Origin of the sequence: Pseudomonas sp. SMV7 (genome assembly GCF_052041995.1) — a bacterium.
GTDB lineage: Bacteria > Pseudomonadota > Gammaproteobacteria > Pseudomonadales > Pseudomonadaceae > Aquipseudomonas.
Genome location: NZ_JBKGGT010000005.1, coordinates 238,964 through 254,759 on the forward strand (window position 1 = coordinate 238,964; position 15,796 = coordinate 254,759).

At 63.0% G+C, this 15,796-nt stretch carries 13 protein-coding genes; 10 read left to right on the forward strand and 3 right to left on the reverse strand.

All coding sequences use genetic code 11. The annotated features are described in order from the left end of the window. Positions 1-3: 3 nt before the first annotated feature. The 3 genes from ACLEJP_RS08930 to ubiG all read right to left on the reverse strand — a co-directional run bounded on the left by ACLEJP_RS08930 (position 4) and on the right by ubiG (position 2,258). A complete protein-coding gene (locus ACLEJP_RS08930) occupies positions 4-744 on the reverse strand; it encodes a YciK family oxidoreductase (RefSeq protein ID WP_440805634.1) in 741 nt (246 codons plus the stop codon). A gap of 141 nt (positions 745-885) precedes the next feature. Then, entirely contained in the window at positions 886-1,557 is a 672-nt protein-coding gene (gene mupP / locus ACLEJP_RS08935) for an N-acetylmuramic acid 6-phosphate phosphatase MupP (RefSeq protein ID WP_200627036.1), read from the reverse strand. A 2-nt stretch (positions 1,558-1,559) separates the two neighbouring features. After that, positions 1,560-2,258, reverse strand: coding sequence for a bifunctional 2-polyprenyl-6-hydroxyphenol methylase/3-demethylubiquinol 3-O-methyltransferase UbiG (gene ubiG, locus ACLEJP_RS08940; protein WP_025338098.1), 699 nt, complete (start codon positions 2,256-2,258; stop codon positions 1,560-1,562). 110 nt (positions 2,259-2,368) lie between these two features. Here ubiG and mtnA point away from each other — a divergent pair, with 110 nt between their 5' ends. From mtnA to ACLEJP_RS08990, 10 genes are all read left to right on the forward strand, one after another. Continuing rightward, positions 2,369-3,445, forward strand: coding sequence for an S-methyl-5-thioribose-1-phosphate isomerase (mtnA, locus tag ACLEJP_RS08945; protein ID WP_440805636.1), 1,077 nt, complete (start codon positions 2,369-2,371; stop codon positions 3,443-3,445). A 361-nt stretch (positions 3,446-3,806) separates the two neighbouring features. After that, a complete protein-coding gene (gyrA, locus tag ACLEJP_RS08950) occupies positions 3,807-6,572 on the forward strand; it encodes a DNA gyrase subunit A (RefSeq protein WP_296235444.1) in 2,766 nt (921 codons plus the stop codon). 205 nt (positions 6,573-6,777) lie between these two features. Next, positions 6,778-7,863, forward strand: a complete 1,086-nt coding sequence (gene serC, locus ACLEJP_RS08955) for a 3-phosphoserine/phosphohydroxythreonine transaminase (protein ID WP_440805638.1) — start codon at positions 6,778-6,780, stop codon at positions 7,861-7,863. Further along, a complete protein-coding gene (gene pheA, locus ACLEJP_RS08960; RefSeq protein ID WP_112249310.1) occupies positions 7,863-8,957 on the forward strand; it encodes a prephenate dehydratase in 1,095 nt (364 codons plus the stop codon). The genes serC and pheA overlap by 1 nt, the downstream gene beginning before the upstream one ends. Before the next feature lie 163 nt (positions 8,958-9,120). Then, the gene (locus tag ACLEJP_RS08965) at positions 9,121-11,340 is read left to right on the forward strand and encodes a bifunctional prephenate dehydrogenase/3-phosphoshikimate 1-carboxyvinyltransferase (protein WP_440805723.1); all 2,220 of its coding nucleotides are present in this window, start codon (positions 9,121-9,123) and stop codon (positions 11,338-11,340) included. Beyond that, a complete protein-coding gene (cmk, locus tag ACLEJP_RS08970; protein ID WP_225776774.1) occupies positions 11,337-12,023 on the forward strand; it encodes a (d)CMP kinase in 687 nt (228 codons plus the stop codon). The genes ACLEJP_RS08965 and cmk overlap by 4 nt, the downstream gene beginning before the upstream one ends. Positions 12,024-12,147: 124 nt before the next feature. Continuing rightward, positions 12,148-13,824 carry a 30S ribosomal protein S1 gene (gene rpsA / locus ACLEJP_RS08975; RefSeq protein ID WP_003252673.1) on the forward strand — a complete coding sequence of 559 codons (1,677 nt, stop codon included), beginning with the start codon at positions 12,148-12,150 and terminating at the stop codon, positions 13,822-13,824. Between the two features lie 92 nt (positions 13,825-13,916). Further along, positions 13,917-14,975: an acyltransferase family protein gene (locus tag ACLEJP_RS08980; protein ID WP_440805640.1), complete on the forward strand. Its 1,059-nt coding sequence runs from the start codon at positions 13,917-13,919 to the stop codon at positions 14,973-14,975. A gap of 179 nt (positions 14,976-15,154) precedes the next feature. Beyond that, positions 15,155-15,454, forward strand: a complete 300-nt coding sequence (ihfB, locus tag ACLEJP_RS08985) for an integration host factor subunit beta (RefSeq protein WP_013971456.1) — start codon at positions 15,155-15,157, stop codon at positions 15,452-15,454. 19 nt (positions 15,455-15,473) lie between these two features. Further along, the gene (locus tag ACLEJP_RS08990) at positions 15,474-15,737 is read left to right on the forward strand and encodes a lipopolysaccharide assembly protein LapA domain-containing protein (protein ID WP_440805643.1); all 264 of its coding nucleotides are present in this window, start codon (positions 15,474-15,476) and stop codon (positions 15,735-15,737) included. Positions 15,738-15,796 lie beyond the last annotated feature (59 nt).

A 15,796-nucleotide genomic window follows, 5' to 3' on the forward strand; every position in this document is an offset into this window, starting at 1 on the left:
GCCTTACTGGGCGTCGAACGCCTGCCCGTTCACGCCTTTGCTGTCCGGCCCCATCAGGTACAAGTACAGCGGCATGATCGCTTCCGGCAGCGGGTTGTTCTGCGGATTCTCGCTGGGGTACGCCTGGGCGCGCATCGCCGTGCGCGTGGCGCCCGGATTGATGCTGTTCGAGCGCACCGGCGCCACGCCTTCCAGTTCGTCGGCCAGCGTCTGCATCAGGCCCTCGGTGGCGAATTTCGACACGCCATAAGCGCCCCAGTAGGCCCGGCCCTTGCGCCCGACGCTGCTGCTGGTGAATACCACCGAAGCGTCTTCCGACAGCTTGAGCAGCGGCAGCAAGGTGCTGGTAAGCATGAACGTGGCGTTGACGTTGATGTGCATTACGCGCATGAAGTTGTCACCCGACAACTGCTCCAGCGGCGTCCGCGGGCCGATGATCGAGGCGTTGTTGAGCAGGCCGTCGAGGCGGCCGAACTGCTCCTCGATCATCACCGCCAGCTCGTCGTACTGGTGGGGCAGGGCGGTTTCCAGGTTGAACGGGATCACCACCGGTTGCGGGTGACCGGCAGCTTCGATCTGGTCGTAGACCTCGTTGAGGTTGGCCTCGGTCTTGCCCAGCAGCAGCACGGTGGCGCCCAGTGCGGCGTAGGCCTTGGCAGCGGCGGCCCCGATGCCACGGCCGGCACCGGTAACCAGGATGACCCGGCCTTGCAGCAGGTCGGGGCGGGCGGTGTAGTCGAACATTGCGTATTCCCTTTTTATGGCGCGACAGACCGTGTGGGAGCGGGCGCGCCCGCGAACACCGGCAAAGCCGGTGCCATCCACAGCAGTGCCTGCTTCGCGGGCTTGCCCGCTCCCACAGAGTCTGGCGTCAGCCGTTGCTACTCAGCAGCCGCACAGCGCGCTGTCGATCACTTTGCGCAGCTCCAGCGGGTGGTCCACCACCACGTCGGCGCCCCAGTTGTTGGGGTTGTCCTCTGGATGAATATAGCCGTAGCGCACCGCCGCCGTACGGGTGCCCGCATCGCGGCCGGACTCGATGTCGCGCAGGTCGTCGCCGACGAACAGGACGCTGGCCGGGTCCAGGTTCAAGGTCTTGCAGGCCAGGATCAGCGGCTCCGGGTCGGGCTTGCTGTTTTTCACATGGTCCGGGCAGATCAGCAGTGCCGAACGCTCGGCCAGGCCCAGCTGCTGCATGATCGGCTCGGCGAAGCGCACCGGCTTGTTGGTGACCACCCCCCACAGCAGGTTGCCTTTCTCGATATCGGCCAGCAGCTCGGCCATGCCGTCGAACAGCTTGCTGTGTACCGCGCAGTCGCGCTGGTAGCGCTCGAGAAACTCCAGGCGCAGGGCCTCGAAGCCTTCGGTCTCGGGGCTGATGGCGAACGTGGCGGCAACCATGGCGCGGGCGCCGCCGGATATCACGTCACGGATGCGCTGGTCGTCGATGGCCGGCAGGCCGCGCTCGGCGAGCATGGCCTGGCAGATGGCGATGAAGTCCGGCGCCGTGTCGAGCAAGGTGCCGTCCATGTCGAAGAGAACCGCTTGCAAACGCATCCTCATTCCTCGCGCAGGGTCTGGATCATGTAGTTGACGTCCACGTCGCTGCTGAGCTTGTAGTGCTTGGTCAGCGGGTTGTAGGTCAGGCCGATGATGTCCTTGACCTGCAGCCCGGCAACGCGGCTCCACGCGCCCAGCTCGGAGGGGCGGATGAACTTCTTGAAGTCGTGGGTGCCGCGCGGCAGCATCTTCAGAATGTACTCTGCGCCGACGATCGCCAGCAAATAGGCCTTGGGGTTGCGGTTGATGGTGGAGAAGAACACCTGGCCGCCCGGCTTGACCATGCGATAGCAGGCGCGGATGACCGAGGACGGGTCGGGCACGTGCTCGAGCATTTCCAGGCAGGTGACCACATCGAATTGTTCGGGCATTTCCTCGGCCAGCGCTTCGGCGGTGATCTGCCGGTATTCCACCTGCACACCCGACTCCAGCTGGTGCAACTGGGCCACGGCCAGCGGCGCCTCGCCCATGTCGATGCCGGTTACGGTGGCGCCGCGCAGGGCCATGGCCTCGCTGAGGATGCCGCCGCCGCAACCCACGTCCAGCACTTTCTTGCCGGCCAGGCTGGCGCGCTCGTCGATCCAGTTGACGCGCAGCGGGTTGATTTCATGCAGCGGCTTGAACTCGCTTTCGCGGTCCCACCAGCGGTGGGCCAGCGCTTCGAACTTGGCGATTTCGGCGCGGTCGACGTTGCTCATTGAACAGTCCTCTGAAACTTCGCAAAATTGCGCCGGAGTATACCCGAGCGCTTGGCCCCGAGGGTCGCTATAATCGCCGGCTTTTGATATCCGAACGACGGGGAGAGGCGATGCGCGAGCGACTTTTGGCGGCGGAGAAGGTGACCGCGATCCGCTGGCAGGGCGGCGTCTTGCACCTGCTCGACCAGCGCCTGCTGCCGTCGGAAGAGCGTTGGCTGGCCTGCGACAATGTCGCGCAGGTGGCGGCAGCGATCCATGACATGGCCGTACGCGGCGCCTCGGCCATCGGCATCGTGGCGGCCTACGGCCTGGTGTTGGCCGTGGAAGAGCGCCTGGCCCAGGGCGGCGACTGGGAAATGGACCTGGAAGAGGACTTCCTGTTGCTGGCCGAGGCGCGCCCCACCGCCGCCAACCTGTTCTGGGCGCTGAACCGCATGCGCGAGCGCCTGCAGCGCCTGCGCCCGGACGAAGATGTGCTGGCAGCGCTGGAAGCTGAAGCACTGGCCATCCATGAAAGCGACCGGGAAGCCAACCTGACCATGGCCCAGCATGGCATCGAGCTGGTCCGCCGCCACCAGGGCAACGCCCAGACCCTGCTTACCTACGGCAATGCCGGCGCCCTGGCCAGCGGCGGCTTCGGCACCGCGCTGGGGGTGATCCGTGCCGGTTATCTGGAGGGCATGGTCGAGCGGGTATATGCCGGCGAGACCCGTCCCTGGTTGCAGGGTTCGCGCCTGACGGCCTGGGAGCTGGCCAACGAAGGCATCCCGGTGACCCTGTGCGCCGACTCGGCGTTGGCCCACCTGATGAAAACCAAGGGCATCACCTGGGTGGTGGTGGGCGCTGACTGCGTGGCCGCCAATGGCGACATGGCCGGCAAGATCGGCACCTACCAGCTGGCGGTCAGCGCCATGCACCACGGGGTGCGCTTCATGGTGGTGGCGCCGAGCACCAGCATCGACTTCAACCTGGCCACGGGCGAAGACATCCCCCTGGAAGAACGCGCGGCCGACGAGCTGCTGGACATTGGCGGCACCCGGGTCGCGCCGGATGTCGAGGTGTTCAACCCGGTGTTCGACGTGACCCCGGCGGACCTGATCGACGTGATTGTGACCGAGCGAGGCATCGTCGAGCGGCCGGATACTGCCAAGCTGGCGCAGTTGCTGTGCCGCAAGCGCCTGCACTGATATTCGTAGTGCCTGTTCCTCTTCGCGGGTAAACCCGCTCCCACAGGGATAGCACAAGGCCTGGGGGCGGTGGTGTACCTGTGGGAGCGGGTTTACCCGCGAAGAGGTCAGCACAGGCTATAAAAAATCCAGATTTACCCTCGTGTGAGGCCCCTGCCACATCTCCCCACCGTGCCTGCCTTTGTGATAACATCCGGCAGTTTCCAGGACCGCCCACCACGGCGGCCTTCATTGCGCAGATCCATGGCACAACTCATTGATTTGTCGTAAGTCGTCGCACCCTTATGCGCTGCGGCGGCGAGCTTCGTTCGGCCCTTGATGGAGCTGCGAAGTTTCACCAGAAAAAGGAATCAGGCTTCTCATGGGCGAACTGGCCAAAGAAATCCTCCCGGTCAATATCGAAGACGAACTGAGACAGTCCTACCTCGACTACGCGATGAGCGTGATTGTCGGGCGGGCGCTGCCCGATGCGCGTGACGGCTTGAAGCCCGTGCATCGTCGCGTCCTCTATGCGATGAGTGAACTGGGCAACGACTGGAACAAGCCGTACAAGAAATCCGCCCGTGTGGTCGGTGACGTGATCGGTAAGTACCACCCGCACGGCGACACCGCGGTCTACGACACCATCGTGCGTATGGCCCAGCCGTTCTCGCTGCGCTACCTGCTGGTCGACGGCCAGGGCAACTTCGGTTCGGTGGACGGCGACAACGCCGCGGCCATGCGATACACCGAAGTGCGCATGGCCAAGCTGGCCCACGAACTGCTGGCCGACCTGCACAAGGAAACCGTCGACTGGGTGCCCAACTATGACGGCACCGAACAGATCCCGGCGGTCATGCCGACCCGTATTCCCAACCTGCTGGTCAACGGTTCCAGCGGTATCGCCGTGGGCATGGCGACCAACATTCCGCCGCACAACCTCGGCGAGGTCATCGACGGCTGCCTGGCACTCATCGACAACCCGGATGTCACCATCGATGAGCTGATGCAGCACATCCCGGGGCCGGACTTCCCGACTGCCGGCCTGATCAACGGCCGCCAGGGCATCATCGAGGCCTATCGCACCGGCCGTGGCCGCATCTACATGCGCGCCCGCTCCGAAATCGAGGACATCGACAAGGCCGGCGGCCGCCAGCAGATCGTGGTTACCGAGCTGCCGTACCAGCTGAACAAGGCACGCCTGATCGAGAAGATCGCCGAGCTGGTCAAAGAGAAGAAGATCGAAGGCATCACCGAGCTGCGCGACGAGTCCGACAAGGACGGCATGCGCATCGTCATCGAGCTGCGTCGCGGCGAGGTGCCGGAGGTGGTGCTCAACAACTTGTATTCGCAGACCCAGCTGCAGAGCGTGTTCGGCATCAACGTCGTCGCCCTGGTCGATGGCCGTCCGCGCCTGCTCAACCTCAAGGACCTGCTCGAAGCGTTCGTCCGTCACCGCCGCGAAGTGGTGACCCGCCGTACCGTGTTCGAGCTGCGCAAGGCCCGCGAACGCGGCCATATCCTTGAAGGCCAGGCGGTCGCGCTGTCCAACATCGACCCGGTCATCGCCCTGATCAAGGCCTCGCCGACCCCGTCCGAAGCCAAGGAAGCCCTGGTGTCCACCGCCTGGGAATCCAGCGCCGTGCAGGTCATGGTCGAGCGCGCCGGCGCCGATTCCTGCCGCCCGGAAGACCTGCCGGAGCAGTACGGCCTGCGTGAAGGCAAGTATTACCTGTCGCCGGAGCAGGCCCAGGCCATTCTCGACCTGCGCCTGCACCGCCTGACTGGCCTGGAGCACGAGAAGCTGCTGGCCGAATACCAGGAAATTCTCGAGCAGATCGGTGAACTGATCCGCATCCTCAGCAGCGCCGAGCGCCTGATGGAAGTGATCCGCGAAGAGCTGGAAGCCATCCGCGCCGAATACGGCGATGCCCGCCGCACCGAGATCCTCGATGCGCGCCACGACCTCAACTACGGCGACATGATCCCGGAAGAAGAGCGCGTGGTGACCATCTCCCACGGCGGCTACGCCAAGACCCAGCCGCTGTCCGCCTACCAGGCCCAGCGCCGTGGCGGCAAAGGCAAATCGGCCACCGGGGTGAAGGACGAGGACTACGTCGAGCACCTGCTGGTCGCCAACAGCCATGCCACCCTGCTGCTGTTCTCCAGCAAGGGCAAGGTGTACTGGCTGAAGACCTACGACATTCCTGAAGCCTCCCGCGCCGCCCGCGGCCGCCCGATGGTCAACTTGCTGCCGCTGGAGGAGGGTGAGCGCATCACCGCCATGCTGCAGATCGACCTCGAGGCCCTGCAACAGAGCGCTGGCGCTGACGAAGAGCTGGAGGACGCGGAAGACACCGTGCTCGAAGGCGAAGTGGTCGAGGCCGAGGAAGTCGACGAGGAAGACGGCGATACCCCTGAGTGGGTTGCCGAGCCGACCGGCGCCTACATCTTCATGGCCACCGCTTCGGGTACCGTGAAGAAGACCCCGCTGGTGCAGTTCGCCCGTCCGCGCTCCAATGGCCTGATCGCCCTGAAGCTGAAGGAAGGTGACACCCTGATTGCAGCGGCCATCACCGACGGCGCCAAGGAAGTCATGATGTTCTCCGACGCCGGCAAGGTGATCCGCTTCGCTGAAAGCGTGGTGCGCGAAATGGGCCGTAACGCCCGTGGTGTGCGTGGCATGAAGCTGGGCAAGGGCCAGCGGATCATCTCCATGCTGATCCCGGAGTCCGGCGCGCAGATCCTCACCGCCTCCGAGCGTGGCTTCGGCAAGCGCACCCCGCTGTCCAAGTTCCCGCGTCGCGGCCGTGGTGGCCAGGGCGTGATCGCCATGGGCACCAAAGGGCGCAATGGCCTGTTGATCGGTGCTATCCAGGTGCAGGAAGGCGAAGAGATCATGCTGATTTCCGACCAGGGCACGCTGGTGCGGACCCGCGTTGGCGAAGTGTCCAGCCTGGGCCGTAACACCCAGGGCGTGACCTTGATCAAGCTGGCCAATGACGAGACACTCGTAGGCCTGGAGCGTATCCAGGAGCCGTCCGAGGACGAACTCGATGATGTGATCGAGACGGACGAGGAGGGCGTCGTGGCTGAAGCGCCAGACAATGACGAAACTGCTGGCGCTGAAGAGGCCCCGCAGGAGTAAGCAAGCGTTAAACCCGAACGGGGCGACCAAGGTCGCCCCGTTTGACTGATTAGGCCGGGCAATGCCTGGCCCTGTGGGAGCGGGCAAGCCCGCGAATCAGGCGCCGCGATGCATGGCACCGGCTTTGCCGGTGTTCGCGGGCAAGCCCGCTCCCACAGGGTTCCCGCAGAACTAGCTGTTTAGATCTATTAGAGCGAGAGTGGATGTGAGCAAACGAGCCTTTAACTTCTGCGCAGGCCCTGCTGCGCTTCCTGACGCTGTTCTGCAGCGCGCCCAGGCCGAGATGCTGGATTGGCGTGGCAAGGGCTTGTCGGTGATGGAAATGAGCCATCGCAGCGACGATTACGTGGCCATCGCCGAAAAGGCCGAGCAGGACCTGCGTGACCTGCTGTCCGTCCCCTCCAATTACAAGGTGCTGTTCCTGCAGGGCGGCGCCAGTCAGCAGTTCGCTGAAATTCCACTGAACCTGCTGCCGGAAAACGGCACCGCCGACTACATCGAGACCGGCATCTGGTCGAAAAAGGCCATCGAGGAAGCGCGCCGCTTCGGCAATGTCAACGTTGCTGCCAGCGCCAAGCCCTACGACTACCTGGCCATTCCGGGCCAGAACGAGTGGAACCTGACCAAGAGCGCGGCGTACGTACACTATGCATCCAACGAGACCATCGGTGGCCTGCAGTTCGACTGGGTACCCGAGACGGGTGACGTACCGCTGGTGGTCGACATGTCGTCGGACATCCTCTCGCGCCCGATCGATGTTTCGCAGTACGGCCTGATCTACGCTGGCGCGCAGAAGAACATCGGCCCAAGCGGCCTGGTCGTGGTGATCGTACGCGAAGACCTGCTGGGCCACGCCCGCAGCAGCTGCCCGACCATGCTCGACTACAAGGTTTCGGCCGACAACGGCTCGATGTACAACACCCCGGCCACCTATTCCTGGTACCTCTCGGGCCTGGTATTCGAGTGGTTGAAGGAGCAGGGTGGCGTCGAGGCCATGGAGCAGCGCAACCGCGCCAAGAAAGACCGTCTGTACGGCTTCATCGACAGCAGCGCGTTCTACACCAACCCGATCAGCCACAACGCCCGTTCGTGGATGAACGTGCCGTTCCGCCTGGCTGACGAACGCCTGGACAAGGCTTTCCTCGCTGGCGCCGATGCCCGTGGCCTGCTCAACCTCAAGGGCCACCGTTCGGTCGGCGGCATGCGCGCCTCCATCTACAACGCCTTGGGCCTTGAGGCGGTGGAAGCCCTGGTGGCCTACATGGCCGAATTCGAGAAGGAGCACGGCTGATGTCCGAGCACGAACTGAAGGCGCTGCGCGTTCGCATCGACAGCCTTGACGAGAAGATCCTCGAGCTGATCAGTGAGCGTGCCCGTTGCGCCCAGGAAGTGGCCAAGGTCAAGACCGCCTCGCTGGCCGAAGGCGAAAAACCGGTGTTCTACCGCCCCGAGCGTGAAGCTGCCGTGCTCAAGCGCGTGATGGAGCGCAACAAGGGCCCGCTGGACAACGAAGAGATGGCGCGGCTGTTCCGCGAAATCATGTCGTCGTGCCTGGCCCTGGAAGAACCGCTGAAAATCGCCTACCTGGGCCCTGAAGGCACCTTCACCCAGGCCGCGGCCATGAAGCACTTCGGCCACGCGGTGGTCAGCCGGCCGATGGCGGCTATCGACGAAGTGTTCCGTGAGGTGGCGGCCGGTGCCGTCAACTTTGGCGTGGTACCGGTGGAAAACTCCACCGAGGGTGCAGTCAGCCATACCCTGGACAGCTTCCTCGAGCACGACATGGTGATTTGCGGCGAAGTCGAGCTGCGGATCCACCACCACCTGTTGGTGGGCGAGAACACCAAGACCGACAGCATCACCCGCATCTACTCCCACGCCCAGTCGCTGGCCCAGTGCCGCAAGTGGCTGGACGCGCACTACCCGAACGTGGAACGCGTGGCTGTGTCGAGCAATGCCGAGGCGGCCAAGCGGGTCAAGGGCGAGTGGAACTCGGCGGCGATCGCCGGCGACATGGCCGCCAACCTGTATGGTTTGACCCGCCTGGCCGAAAAGATCGAAGACCGCCCGGACAACTCCACGCGCTTCCTGATGATCGGCAACCAGGAAGTGCCGCCAACCGGCGACGACAAGACCTCGATCATCGTTTCGATGAGCAACAAGCCGGGTGCCTTGCACGAGTTGCTGGTACCGTTCCACCAGAACGGTATCGACCTGACTCGCATCGAGACCCGCCCGTCGCGCAGTGGCAAGTGGACCTACGTATTCTTCATCGATTTCGTCGGCCACCATCGTGACCCGCTGATCAAGGCAGTGCTCGAGCAGATCAGCCAGGAAGCTGTGGCGCTGAAGGTGCTGGGCTCTTATCCGAAGGCGGTGCTTTGAGCGAAATTTGCCGGGGCCGCTCCTGCAGGCGTACACAATTCCTCGCAGGGGCGGCCTTGCGTCGCGATGGGCTGCAACGCAGCCCCATGGGCCTCAAGACTGCCCAGATTTCTGAACAGGGTTCGCACCAGTGGTAAATGCAGCAAAAACCAAACCCGCGCCAATCATCGACCGCCTGGTCGTGGTCGGCCTCGGCCTGATCGGTGGCTCGTTCGCCAAGGGCCTGCGTGAAAGCGGCCTGTGCCGCGAAGTGGTCGGGGTCGACCTGGACGCCCCCTCGCGCAAGCAGGCCGTGGCCATGGGCGTGGTCGACCGCTGCGAAGAAGACCTCGCCGCTGCCTGTGTCGGCGCCGATGTCATCCAGCTGGCGGTGCCGATCCTGGCCATGGAAAAACTGCTCGCCCGCCTGGCCACGCTCGACCTCGGCAACGCCGTCATCACCGATGTCGGCAGCGCCAAGGGCAACGTGGTGCGTGAAGCGCGCGCCGTTTTTCCGAGCGAGGGCGGCGAACGCCTGTCGCGCTTCGTCCCCGGCCACCCGATCGCCGGTTCCGAGCAGAGCGGGGTAGAGGCGTCCAACGCCGCCCTGTTCCGCCGGCACAAGGTCATTCTCACGCCGTTGGCGGAAACCGACCCGGCCGCCCTCGCCCTGGTCGACCGCCTGTGGCGCGCGCTGGAAGCCGACGTGGAACACATGTCGGTCGAGCGCCACGACGAAGTGCTGGCCGCCACCAGCCACCTGCCACACCTGCTGGCCTTCGGCCTGGTCGATTCGCTGGCCAGGCGCAATGAAAACCTCGAGATCTTCCGGTACGCTGCGGGAGGCTTCCGCGATTTCACGAGAATCGCCGGCAGTGACCCGACCATGTGGCACGACATCTTCCTCGCCAACCGCGATGCTGTCCTGCGCACGCTTGATACATATCGCAGCGATCTCGACGCCTTGCGTGACGCGATCGCTGAAGGGGACGGGCACCAGCTGCTGGGTGTATTCACCCGCGCTCGGGTAGCCCGCGAGCATTTCAGTAAAATCCTGGCCCGCCGGGCCTATGTGGACGCTATGAACGCCAACGATCTGATTTTCCTGGCCCAACCGGGTGGCCGCCTGTCCGGGCGAATCCGCGTACCGGGCGACAAGTCGATTTCTCACCGCTCGATCATGCTCGGCTCGCTGGCCGAAGGCACTACCGAGGTCGAAGGTTTCCTCGAAGGTGAAGACGCGCTGGCAACCCTGCAGGCTTTCCGCGACATGGGTGTGGTCATCGAAGGCCCCAACCACGGCCGCGTGACCATTCACGGCGTTGGCCTGCATGGCCTCAAGCCGCCACCCGGGCCGCTGTATGTAGGCAACTCGGGTACCTCGATGCGCCTGCTGTCAGGCCTGCTGGCCGGCCAGCCGTTCGATGTGACCATGACCGGCGACGCTTCGCTGTCCAAGCGCCCGATGAACCGGGTGGCCAACCCGCTGCGCGAAATGGGTGCCGTGGTCGAGACCGGCCCTGAAGGCCGCCCGCCGCTGACCATTCGCGGTGGCCACAAGCTCAAGGCGCTGACCTACACGCTGCCGATGGCCAGTGCCCAGGTCAAATCCTGCCTGCTGCTGGCCGGCCTGTATGCCGAAGGCAAGACCACCGTCACCGAGCCCGCGCCTACCCGTGACCACACCGAGCGCATGCTGCGCGGCTTCGGCTACAACGTCGAAAGCAACGGCCCGGTGGCCTCGCTGCAGTCCGGCGGCAAGCTCACGGCGACCCGTATCGAAGTGCCGGCCGACATTTCCTCGGCAGCCTTCTTCCTGGTGGCCGCGTCCATCGCCGAAGGCTCCGAGCTGGTGCTGGAGCACGTCGGCATCAACCCGACCCGTACCGGCGTGATCGACATCCTGCGCCTGATGGGCGGCGACATCACCCTGGAAAACCAGCGTGAAGTCGGCGGCGAGCCGGTGGCCGACCTGCGGGTGCGTGGCGCCCGCCTGAAGGGCATCGACATCCCGGAGGCGCTGGTGCCACTGGCCATCGACGAGTTCCCGGTGCTGTTCGTCGCCGCTGCCTGCGCCGAAGGGCGTACCGTGCTGCGTGGCGCCGAAGAACTGCGGGTGAAGGAATCCGACCGTATCCAGGTGATGGCCGACGGCCTGACCACCCTGGGCATCAAGTGCGAGCCGACCCCGGACGGCATCATCATCGACGGCGGTCAGCTCGGCGGTGGTGAAGTGCATGGCCACGGTGACCACCGCATCGCCATGGCCTTCAGCGTGGCTTCGCTGCGTGCCAGCGCGCCGATCCGCATCCACGACTGCGCCAACGTCGCCACCTCCTTCCCCAACTTCCTGGCGCTGTGCGCCGAAGTGGGTATCCGCGTGGCGGAAGAGGGCAAGTCGTGAGTGCCCTGGCGCCGGTCATCACCATCGACGGGCCAAGCGGCTCCGGCAAGGGCACCGTTGCCGGCCTGCTGGCGCGGGAGCTGGGCTGGAAGCTGCTGGACTCCGGCGCGTTGTACCGCTTGCTGGCGTTCAACGCCAGCAACCACGGCGTCGACCTGACCAACGAAGAGCTGCTGACCAAGCTTGCCGCTCATCTGGATGTGCAGTTCATCGCAGCCCAGCCCGGTAAGCTGCAGCAAACCATCCTCGAAGGCGAGGATGTCAGCCAGGTTATCCGTACCGAAACCGTCGGTGCCGGTGCCTCGATGGTCGCCTCGCTGCCTGCGGTACGCGATGCGCTGCTGGAACGCCAGCGTGCCTTCCGTGAACTGCCTGGCCTGATCGCCGATGGCCGGGACATGGGCACCGTGGTATTCCCCGATGCGCCGCTGAAGATATTCCTCACCGCCAGTGCGGAGGAGCGCGCGCGCCGCCGTTATCTGCAGTTGAAGGGCAAGGGTGAAGATGTTAGTCTGTCGAGTCTGCTGGATGAGATTCGTGCGCGTGATGAACGTGACACCCAACGTGCAGTGGCCCCGCTGAAACCAGCGGCCGATGCCATTCAGTTGGACTCTACCGAGTTGTCCATCGAGCAGGTGTTGCAACGTATCAAGAGTGAGCTCGCCCTGCGCGACCTGCTCTGATAGCCAGGAAGGCAGGCAGGGGCACCAGTCAACGTCCTGCCCGCTTTCCTTTACTTAAAACAGACCCACATTGTCTGGAATGTGGCGAGGGGCGTATGTTTCGCCCGAATCTACAGGAATTAAAATGAGCGAAAGCTTTGCAGAACTCTTTGAAGAAAGCCTGAAAACCCTCAATCTTCAGCCGGGTGCGATCATCACCGGTATCGTTGTCGACATCGACGGCGACTGGGTTACCGTACACGCTGGCCTGAAGTCCGAGGGCGTCATCCCGCTCGAGCAGTTCTACAACGAAGCTGGCGAGCTGACCATCAAGGTCGGTGACGAAGTTCACGTTGCGCTGGACGCGGTCGAAGACGGCTTTGGCGAAACCAAGCTGTCCCGTGAAAAAGCCAAGCGCGCCGAGTGCTGGATTGTTCTGGAAGCAGCTTTCGCCGCCGAAGAAGTGGTCAAGGGCGTTATCAACGGTAAGGTTAAGGGCGGCTTCACTGTCGACGTTAACGGCATCCGTGCGTTCCTGCCGGGCTCCCTGGTTGATGTCCGCCCTGTGCGCGACACCACCCACCTGGAAGGCAAAGAGCTGGAATTCAAGGTCATCAAGCTGGACCAGAAGCGCAACAACGTTGTCGTTTCCCGTCGCAGCGTGCTGGAAGCCGAGAACAGCGCCGAGCGCGAAGCCCTGCTGGAAACCCTGCAGGAAGGCCAGCAAGTCAAGGGTATCGTCAAGAACCTCACCGACTACGGCGCATTCGTGGACCTGGGCGGTATCGACGGCCTGCTGCACATCACCGACATGGCCTGGAAGCGCATCAAGCACCCGTCGGAAATCGTTAACGTTGGCGACGAAGTCGACGTACGCGTTCTGAAGTTCGACCGTGAGCGCAACCGCGTTTCGCTGGGTCTGAAGCAGATGGGCGAAGATCCGTGGGTAGCTATCACTGCCCGTTACCCAGAAGGTACTCGCGTACAGGCTCGCGTTACCAACCTGACCGACTACGGCTGCTTCGCTGAGCTGGAAGAAGGCGTTGAAGGTCTGGTACACGTTTCCGAAATGGACTGGACCAACAAGAACATCCACCCGTCGAAAGTCGTTCAGGTTGGCGACGAAGTGGAAGTCATGGTTCTGGACATCGACGAAGAGCGTCGTCGTATCTCCCTGGGCATCAAGCAGTGCAAGTCCAACCCATGGGAAGACTTCTCCGGCCAGTTCAACAAGGGTGACAAGATCACCGGTACCATCAAGTCGATCACCGACTTCGGTATCTTCATCGGCCTGGACGGCGGCATCGACGGCCTGGTTCACCTGTCCGACATCTCCTGGAACGAAACCGGCGAAGAAGCCGTACGTCGTTTCAAGAAGGGCGACGAGCTGGAAACCGTCATCCTGTCGGTCGACCCAGAGCGCGAGCGCATCTCCCTGGGCATCAAGCAGCTGGAAGACGATCCGTTCTCCAACTTCGTTGCTGTCAATGACAAGGGCGCTATCGTCAAGGGCATCGTGAAAGAAGTTGACGCCAAAGGCGCCATCGTCACCCTGGCCGACGACATCGAAGCTACTCTGAAAGCTTCCGAAATCAGCCGTGACCGCGTTGAAGACGCGCGTAACGTCCTGAAGGAAGGCGAAGAGATCGAAGCCAAGATCATCAGCGTTGACCGCAAGTCCCGCGTTATCAGCCTGTCCATCAAATCGAAGGACGATGCTGAAGAGCGCGAAGCCATCCAGAGCCTGAAAAACGCTCCGGAAGCGGCTGCCGACACCACCATGGCTGCGCTGCTGCGCGAAGCAATGGCCAAGCAGAACTGAGTTCTGTTTGATCGGTAAAAAAGGGCGACCCTCGGGTCGCCCTTTTTTTGTGCTATGAATTAGCCATGGCCGAGGGGGATTGGGTGATGTTGATGTTCGCCGACGTTATGAGCGGGCGCGGTCGCGACAACAATTTCCTGGTCATTCGGCTGCTGGCGGCGACCGCTGTGGTGGTCGGCCATTCCTACGCATTGTCCTATCGTGAATGCGCCAGTTGTAGCGACCCAGCGTTATGGCTCGGCCTGCCAGTACCTGTCCACAGTCTGGGTGTGGAAGTGTTCTTCATGCTCAGCGGCTTGCTGATTACCGCCAGCGGCGTGAGCAACAGCCCGCGAAATTTCTACCTGGCACGGGCGCTGCGAATCTTTCCCGGGTTGCTGGTGTGCCTGTTGTTGATGGCCTTCGTGCTGGGGCCTTTGGCGACCTCGCTGCCCCTGGCCGAGTATCTTTCCCAGCGCCAGGTCTACCGGTACGTCTACAGTCCCTTGCTGGTACTCAAGGATGCCCAGTTCGTGCTGCCCGGGGTAAGTTTTACTCCGCGAAACTACGGGATTTCGGTCAATGGCAGCTTGTGGACCATACCGTTGGAAATGCGCATGTACCTGGTGCTAGGGCTATTGGTGCTGGTGGCCAGGGCTTGCCGGTGGCCGATGGCGGGGCTGACGCTTGCGGCGCTGCTGTTTGCGCTGGGGCTGCATACCCTGCATCCGGCTTATGCGGAGTACCCGTTCAAGCTGGTAGTGTGTTTCCTGGCTGGCTCGGCGTTCTATTCGTGCCGGGCGCTGATCCCGTACGGGTGGTGGTTGCTGCTTGCTTGTGCCGGATTGTTGCTACTGAGCAAGGGTGGGCGTTTCGAGGTGTTTGCCTGCGCCGTGCTGACGCTCTACGGCACGTTGTACTTCGCTTACTGCCCGCAGTTGAAGCTGCCTCCATGGGTGCAGGATTACTCGTACGGCATCTACCTGTACGCCTTTCCGATCCAGCAGGTATTGGCAGAGGCGATGCCATGGGCCGGGCCTTACTGGCTGATGTTGGCGGCGGTGCCAGCGTCCTGGTTGGCAGGGTATGTGTCGTGGGAGTTGGTGGAAAAGCCTGCCCTGGCGATGCGCAAGCGCTTTTCCAAGGCAAACCCCCAGCAGCAGCTGGCCTGACCCGATGGGCGCCAGGCCCGCCGGTTCGGCACCTTCCAGGGTCGCCGGCTAGACCATTCCTGCAAAACTTCAATCTTGAATTTTTTTATTAAGTCAAGAACCACCCTGTTCAAATCCCTTCCAGCGTGCTACAAACTGGTTAAGCAATGATCTAGCTGCTTGATAACGAAGGGAAAAATATGACGAAGTCGGAGCTGATCGAACGTATTGTCACCCATCAGGGGCTGCTCTCGTCCAAGGACGTGGAGTTGGCCATCAAGACCATGCTTGAACAGATGTCACAATGCCTTGCCACCGGTGATCGTATCGAGATCCGTGGTTTTGGCAGCTTCTCGCTGCATTATCGTGCACCGCGTGTCGGCCGTAACCCTAAGACCGGCCAGTCGGTCAGCCTCGAAGGCAAGTTCGTGCCGCACTTCAAACCCGGCAAAGAGTTGCGTGATCGGGTCAATGAAGAAGAACACGAGGCCCACACCTGATTCCACAAGGAGCAAACTGATGCGTAACCTCAAGCGCGCCCTGGCGGCGGTGTTCGTGCTGCTGTTGGCGGTTGTGGTGCTGTTGTTCGTGCTGGAGAACCAGCAAACCGTCTCGTTGGTCCTGTTTGGTTGGTCTGCTCCAGCCATGCCGGTTGCGGTGCTGGTACTTGCCGCGCTGGTGATTGGCCTGGCCGTTGGGCCTTTGTTGGGGGTGTACGGCGTGCAGCGTAGCAAGCGTAAAATCAGGGCTTCGGCACGTCAGGCAGCGCTGAGCGGTAATTAAGAACATTTCCTACAGCGTTTTCGGAAAGCATAACTTTTTCCTGCTGCAGCCTCGTGGAG